At 53.2% G+C, this 7317-nt stretch carries 2 protein-coding genes; both read left to right on the forward strand.

The window, feature by feature from the left end; genetic code table 11:
• On the forward strand, positions 1-3478 hold a 3478-nt coding region (gene rpoB / locus IJN28_08080; protein ID MBQ6713725.1), incomplete at its 5' end, for a DNA-directed RNA polymerase subunit beta.
• A gap of 42 nt (positions 3479-3520) precedes the next feature.
• Positions 3521-7317 (forward strand): DNA-directed RNA polymerase subunit beta' (gene rpoC / locus IJN28_08085; GenBank protein ID MBQ6713726.1); only part of this gene is annotated, 3797 nt, incomplete at its 3' end.

Consider the following 7317-nt stretch of genomic DNA (forward strand, 5'->3'; position numbering starts at 1 on the left):
CGAAGAATGCAAAGAACGTGACGTTACGTACTCTGCACCGCTTCGCGTAAGCGTTCGCTTGATCAACCGTGAAACGGGCGAGATCAAAGAACAAGAAGTATTCATGGGTGATTTCCCGCTTATGACGGAAACGGGTACGTTCATCATCAACGGTGCGGAACGCGTTATCGTCAGCCAGCTCGTTCGTTCTCCGGGTGCTTACTTCGGTGAAACGATCGACACGACGGGTAAACATCTCTATAACGCTACGGTCATTCCGAACCGTGGTGCTTGGCTCGAACTTGAAACAGATGCCAACGATGTCGTATCTGTCCGTATCGACCGCACGCGTAAACTTCCGGCAACGGTACTTATCCGTGCGCTCGGCTACACGACGAACGAACAGATCATGGAACTGTTCAACAACGATGCCCGTATCCAGGCTACGCTCGATCGTGACAACACGAACTCGAAAGAAGAAGCCTTGATCGAGATCTACAAACGCCTTCGTCCGGGTGAACCGCCGACGGTTGACAATGCGATCCAGCTTTTGGAATCGCTCTTCTTCGACCCGAAACGCTACGACCTTGCAACAGTCGGTCGCTATAAATTGACGAAAAAATTGGGCTGGCGTCGCCGCGTAATGGAACAGACGCTCGCTGCACCGATCGTTGACGAAGAAACAGGCGAGCTGATCGCTGCTGAAGGTGACGTACTCACGGAAGAAGTACTCGACCGCATCGAAGAAAGCGGTGTATTCGCAGGCGAAGCAGGCGTAGTCCTCTACATCAAAGGTGCCAACGACGAACCGATGAAAGTCATCGCATCGCCGTCGCTCGAATACTCGCACCGCACCATCACGTGCGAAGACATGATCGCATCCATCAGCTATCTCCTTAACTTGATGGACGGCCATGGCTCCACAGACGACATCGACCATCTCGGCAACCGTCGTCTTCGCTCGGTCGGCGAACTTCTCCAGAACCAGTTCCGTATCGGTCTTTCCCGTATGGAACGCGTTGTCAAAGAACGTATGTCGATCCAAGACACAGAAGTCATCACACCGCAAGTCCTCATCAACATCCGTCCGGTAGTAGCTGCGATCAAAGAATTCTTTGGTTCGAGCCAGCTCTCCCAGTTCATGGACCAGACGAACCCGCTTGCGGAACTTACACATAAACGTCGTCTTAGTGCGCTCGGCCCGGGTGGTCTCAGCCGTGAACGTGCAGGCTTCGAAGTCCGCGACGTTCATCACTCCCACTATGGTCGTATGTGCCCGATCGAAACGCCTGAAGGTCCGAACATCGGTCTTATCGGCTCGCTTTCGATGCACGGCCGCATCAATGAATTCGGTTTCATTGAAACACCGTACCGCAAGATCGACAAAGAAAACAAACGTGTAACGAACGACTGCCACTACATGACGGCAGACGAAGAAGACGCATTCTACGTAGCACAGGCCAACGAGCCGCTCGACGAAGAAGGCAACTTCCTCCACACACACGTAACGGCACGTCATAAACATGACACGCTCGTCATGCCGGTAGAACAAGTAGACTACATGGACGTATCGCCGAAACAGGTCGTATCCATCGCAACGGGCATGATCCCGTTCCTTGAAAACGACGATGCTAACCGTGCCCTCATGGGTGCGAACATGCAGCGTCAGGCAGTACCTCTCATGCGTACCCAAGCACCAATCGTCGGTACGGGTATGGAATACAAGGCTGCCTGCGACTCCGGTGTCTGCGTACTTGCCAAACGTGCAGGTATCGTAGAAAGCGTAACCGCAGTCGACATCGACATCAGATGCGACGACGGCTCGCTCGATCACTACAAACTTCTCAAATACAAACGCTCCAACCAAGGCACCTGCATCAACCAGCGTCCGGTCGTATTCAAAGGCGACCGCATTGAAAAAGGCCAAGTCTTGGCGGACGGCCCTGCAACCGACCATGGTGAACTTGCACTCGGTTACAACGTAATCGTTGCCTTCATGCCGTGGGAAGGTTACAACTACGAGGATGCTATCCTCCTCAGCGAACAGCTCATCAAAGAAGACGTCTACACATCCATTCATATTGAAGAATACGAATGTGATGCACGCGATACAAAACTCGGTCCCGAAGAGATCACACGCGATATCCCGAACGTAGCCGAAGAGGCCCTCAAAGACCTCGACGACCGCGGTATCATCCGCATCGGTGCGGAAGTACGCCCCGGCGATATCCTTGTTGGTAAAGTTACGCCGAAAGGCGAAACCGAGCTCACGGCAGAAGAACGCCTTCTCCGTGCCATCTTCGGTGAAAAAGCACGCGAAGTACGCGACACATCGCTCCGCGTACCGCACGGTGAAGCAGGTAAGATCGTTGACGTACGCGTATTCAGCCGCGAAAACAGCGACGAACTCTCGCCGGGTGTCAACTACCTCGTTCGCGTCTATATCGCACAGAAACGTAAGATCTCCGAAGGGGACAAAATGGCAGGCCGCCATGGTAACAAGGGTGTCGTATCCCGTATCATGCGCCAAGAAGACATGCCGTTCCTCCCGGACGGCACACCGGTACAAGTCGTACTCAATCCGCTCGGCGTACCGTCCCGTATGAACATCGGTCAGGTACTCGAAACACATCTCGGTATGGCAGCACGTACACTCGGCTTCCAGATCCGCGACGGTGTACCGGGCGTAGAAGACAAACTCCGTGAACTTGGCTACGACGTAGACAAACACGGCTTGCCGAAACCGGACGTAGCAGGTATGCACATCGCAACGCCTGTATTCGACGGTGCCAAAGAAACAGAAGTATTCGCAACGCTCAAAGCAGCAGGACTTTCCGAAACGGGTAAAACCATTCTCTATGATGGCAGAACCGGTGAACCGTTCGACAACCCTGTCACAGTGGGCTGCGTATATATGCTCAAACTCCATCACCTTGTTGACGACAAGATCCACGCTCGTTCCACAGGCCCGTACTCGCTCGTCACCCAGCAGCCGCTCGGTGGTAAAGCACAGTTCGGTGGTCAGCGTTTCGGGGAAATGGAAGTATGGGCGCTCGAAGCATACGGCGCAGCATACACGCTCCAAGAAATTCTTACCGTCAAATCCGACGATGTTGTCGGCCGTGTAAAAACGTACGAAGCTATCGTCAAAGGTGAAAACGTACCGGAACCTGGCGTACCGGAATCGTTCAAAGTCCTTATCAAAGAATTGCAGAGTATCGGTCTTGACATCAAAGTCCTCACCGAAGACGCACAAGAGATCCTCATTCGCGACGTAGATGACGACATCTGCGACGTAAACAAAGACGATCTCGACATCACAGAAGAAATCGCAAGTCTGCCGACGCGTGTACATACCGAATCGGTCGACGAAGAAGAGATAGAAAGCGTATTCGACGAAGACATCCCCGCCGAAGAAGACCTCGACATCATCGCAGACATCGCCGCAATGAACGACTTTGTAGATGATTACGACGGCTCCGACGACGATGAATACTAAGAAACGCCTCGAATCTAAAAATTTGGAGGGAGTGACAACCCCTTGTTAGATGTAAACAATTTCGACTCCATGCGAATTGGTCTGGCATCGCCCGAACAAATCATGGCATGGTCTCACGGGGAAGTAAAAAAACCTGAGACAATCAACTACCGTACCTTAAAACCGGAAAAAGACGGCCTGTTCTGTGAACGCATCTTCGGCCCAACGCGTGACTGGGAATGTCATTGCGGTAAGTACAAAAGAATCCGTTACAAAGGCATCGTCTGCGACCGCTGCGGCGTTGAAGTAACGCGCTCCAAAGTACGTCGTGACCGCATGGGTCATATCGAACTCGCAGCACCGGTATCGCACATCTGGTACTTCAAAGGAATCCCGAGCCGCATGGGCCTCATCCTCGATGTATCCCCGCGCGCACTCGAAAAAGTACTCTACTTCGCATCCTACATCGTACTCGATCCGGGCGAAACGCCGCTCATGCGCAAACAGCTCCTCACCGAGAACGAATACCGCGAATATCGTGATAAATACGGCAGCTCCTTCAAAGTAGGCATGGGTGCAGAAGCCATCAAAACGCTTCTCGAAGAACTCGACCTCGAAAAACTCAACCAAGAGCTCCGCAAAGAACTCAAAGAAGTCAGCGGTCAGCGCAAAGTCCGCGCGATCCGTCGCCTTGAAGTCGTAGAAGCATTCCGCAAATCCGGCAACAAACCGTCCTGGATGATCCTCGACGTCGTACCTGTCATCCCGCCGGAACTCCGTCCGATGGTACAGCTCGACGGCGGCCGCTTCGCAACAAGCGACCTCAACGACCTCTATCGCCGCGTCATCAACCGTAACAACCGCTTAAAACGCCTTCTCGATCTTGGTGCACCGGACATCATCGTCCGCAACGAAAAACGTATGCTCCAAGAAGCAGTCGATGCCCTCATCGACAACGGCCGCCGTGGCCGCCCTGTAACGGGCCCGGGCAACCGTCCGCTCAAATCCCTCAGCGACATGCTCAAAGGGAAACAGGGTCGTTTCCGTCAGAACCTCCTCGGTAAACGCGTCGACTACTCCGGTCGTTCCGTTATCGTCGTAGGCCCTGAACTCAAACTCCACCAGTGCGGTCTTCCGAAAGAAATGGCCATCGAACTTTTCAAACCGTTCGTAATGAAAAAACTCGTCAACGACGGTTATGCACACAACATCAAAAGCGCAAAACGCATGGTAGAACGCGTACGCCCTGAAGTTTGGGACGTACTCGAAGAAGTCATCAAAGAGCATCCGGTACTTTTGAACCGTGCCCCGACGCTTCACAGACTCGGTATCCAGGCATTCGAACCTGTCCTCACCGAAGGTCGTGCACTCAAACTCCATCCGCTCGTATGTACGGCATACAACGCCGACTTCGACGGTGACCAGATGGCTATCCATCTCCCGCTCTCCGCTGAAGCACAAGCAGAAGCACGCATCCTCATGCTCGCTGCCAACCATATCCTCTCCACAAAAGACGGTAAACCTGTCGTTGTACCGACGCAGGATATGGTCCTCGGTGCCTACTACCTCACCATCGTTCGTCCGAACGCACTCGGTGAAGGCAAAGTATTCACGGGCATCAACGAAGCACTTCTTGCTTACCAGCACAAAGAACTCTCCCTCCAGGCAGAGATCAAAGTGCGCATAGAAGGCTACGGCCTTGTCAAAACGACGCTCGGCCGCATGATCTTCAACGAACAGCTCCCGGAAGAGATCCGTTACTATCAGCAAGATGAAGAAACCGGCGAATGGTCGCTCGGTATCCTCATGGATAAAAAACAACTCGGTAAACTCGTTGAACGCTGCTACAGCGTATTCGGCGACTCCATCACAGCAGACGTACTCGACGCTGTGAAAAAACTCGGCTACCACCACGCTTGTATGGCAGGTATCACCATCGCCGTTGCGGATATCAAAATTCCGCAAGAGAAAAAAGAAATTCTCGCCGCAACAGAAGCGCAAGTCGACAAAGTCGACAAACAATTCCGCCGCGGTCTTATCACCGAAGATGAACGTTACCGCAAAACCATCAACATGTGGACAAAAGCAACAGACGACATCACGAAAGCAATGATGGCAAACCTCGACCGCTTCAACCCGGTATTCATGATGGCCAACTCCGGTGCCCGCGGTAACATCCAGCAGATCCGTCAGCTCGCAGGTATGCGCGGTCTTATGGCAGACCCGTCCGGTCGAATCATCGACTTGCCGATCAAAGCAAACTTCCGTGAAGGTCTTACCGTACTCGAATACTTCATCTCCACACACGGTGCTCGTAAAGGTCTTGCCGATACAGCACTCCGTACAGCAGACTCCGGTTACCTCACTCGTCGTCTTGTAGACGTCGCACAAGACGTCATCGTACGCGAAGACGACTGTGACATCGTAGGCATCAACCTCGTCCGCGAAAGAGCAAAACTCGCACAGTCGAGCCAGAGCGCTATCGCCTGCCTCAAAGACAGCCTTATCGGCCGCGTCGTAGCAGAAGACATCGTTGACCCGCAGACCGAAGAAGTCCTCGTTGCACAAGACTGTGTACTCGATGAAGAAAACCTCGACATCATCGGTGCGCACAACGTACCGTCTATCCTCGTACGCGGCACAGCAGAAGCACTCGCAGAAGAGATCAGCAACTCCGCTGTCAGCGAACTCATCGTACTCGGTGCGCCTGAAGAAAGCGTAAGAAGAGCCCTCAAACAGTCCATGATCGACGAAATGCTCGGCAAAAACGTAGTAGACGCCATCATCGACGAAAACGGCAACGAACTCCTCGCAGCAGGCATGCCGCTCACCGAAGAAGTCATCGAACAAGTACTCTCCAGCGAAGTCAAAGAAGTCAAAGTACACAACAACGACATCCGCGGCATCGAAGTCGAAGCCATCATGGAAGGTGCAGCAGTCATCGAAAAACTCCAAGACCGCATCGCAGGCCGTGTCCTCGCTGAAGACGTCGTTGATCCCGAAACAGGAGAACTCATCCTCGGCATCAACCAGCACATCGACGAAAAAATGGCAGACAAGATCGCTGCCGTTCGCAAAACCGTCAAGATCCGCTCAGCACTTACTTGCCGCTCCAAATACGGCGTATGCCGTAAATGCTACGGCCGAGATCTTGCAACAGGCCAGACCGTCGACGTCGGTGAAGCAGTCGGTATCATCGCCGCACAATCCATCGGTGAACCTGGTACACAGCTTACCATGCGTACATTCCACACCGGTGGTGTCGCAGGGGACGATATCACGCAAGGTCTTCCGCGTGTCGAAGAACTCTTCGAAGCACGTAAACCGAAACGTCAGGCCATCATCAGCGAAATCGCAGGTAAAGTCGAGATCCGCGAAGAAAAAGGCAACTACAAAGTCGCCGTCATTCCGGAAGAAGGCGAAGAACACGTATACGTCATCCCGTACGGTGCAAGACTTGTCGTACAAGACGGCCAGTTCCTCGAACTCGGCGGCCGCATGACAGAAGGTTCCGTCAACCCGCATGACATCCTTCGCATCTGCGGACTCCAGGCAACCCAGCGCTACCTCGTATACGAAGTACAAAAAGTATACAAATCGCAGGGTGTAGAAATCAACGACAAACACATCGAAGTCATGGTTCGCCAAATGCTTCACAAAGTCAAGATCGAAGAAGCAGGCGACTCCGACTTCTTACCGGGTGACTACGTTGACCGCAACACGCTCGAAGACGTCATCACCAAGATCGAAAGAAACGGCGGCGAAGTACCGCAAGTTCGTCCGATCCTCCTCGGTATCACCAAGGCCTCCCTTGCGACCGACTCCTTCCTCTCCGCAGCATCGTTCCAGGAAACGACAAG

The organism is Selenomonadales bacterium (assembly GCA_017442105.1).
Classification (GTDB): Bacteria; Bacillota; Negativicutes; order RGIG982; family RGIG982; genus RGIG982.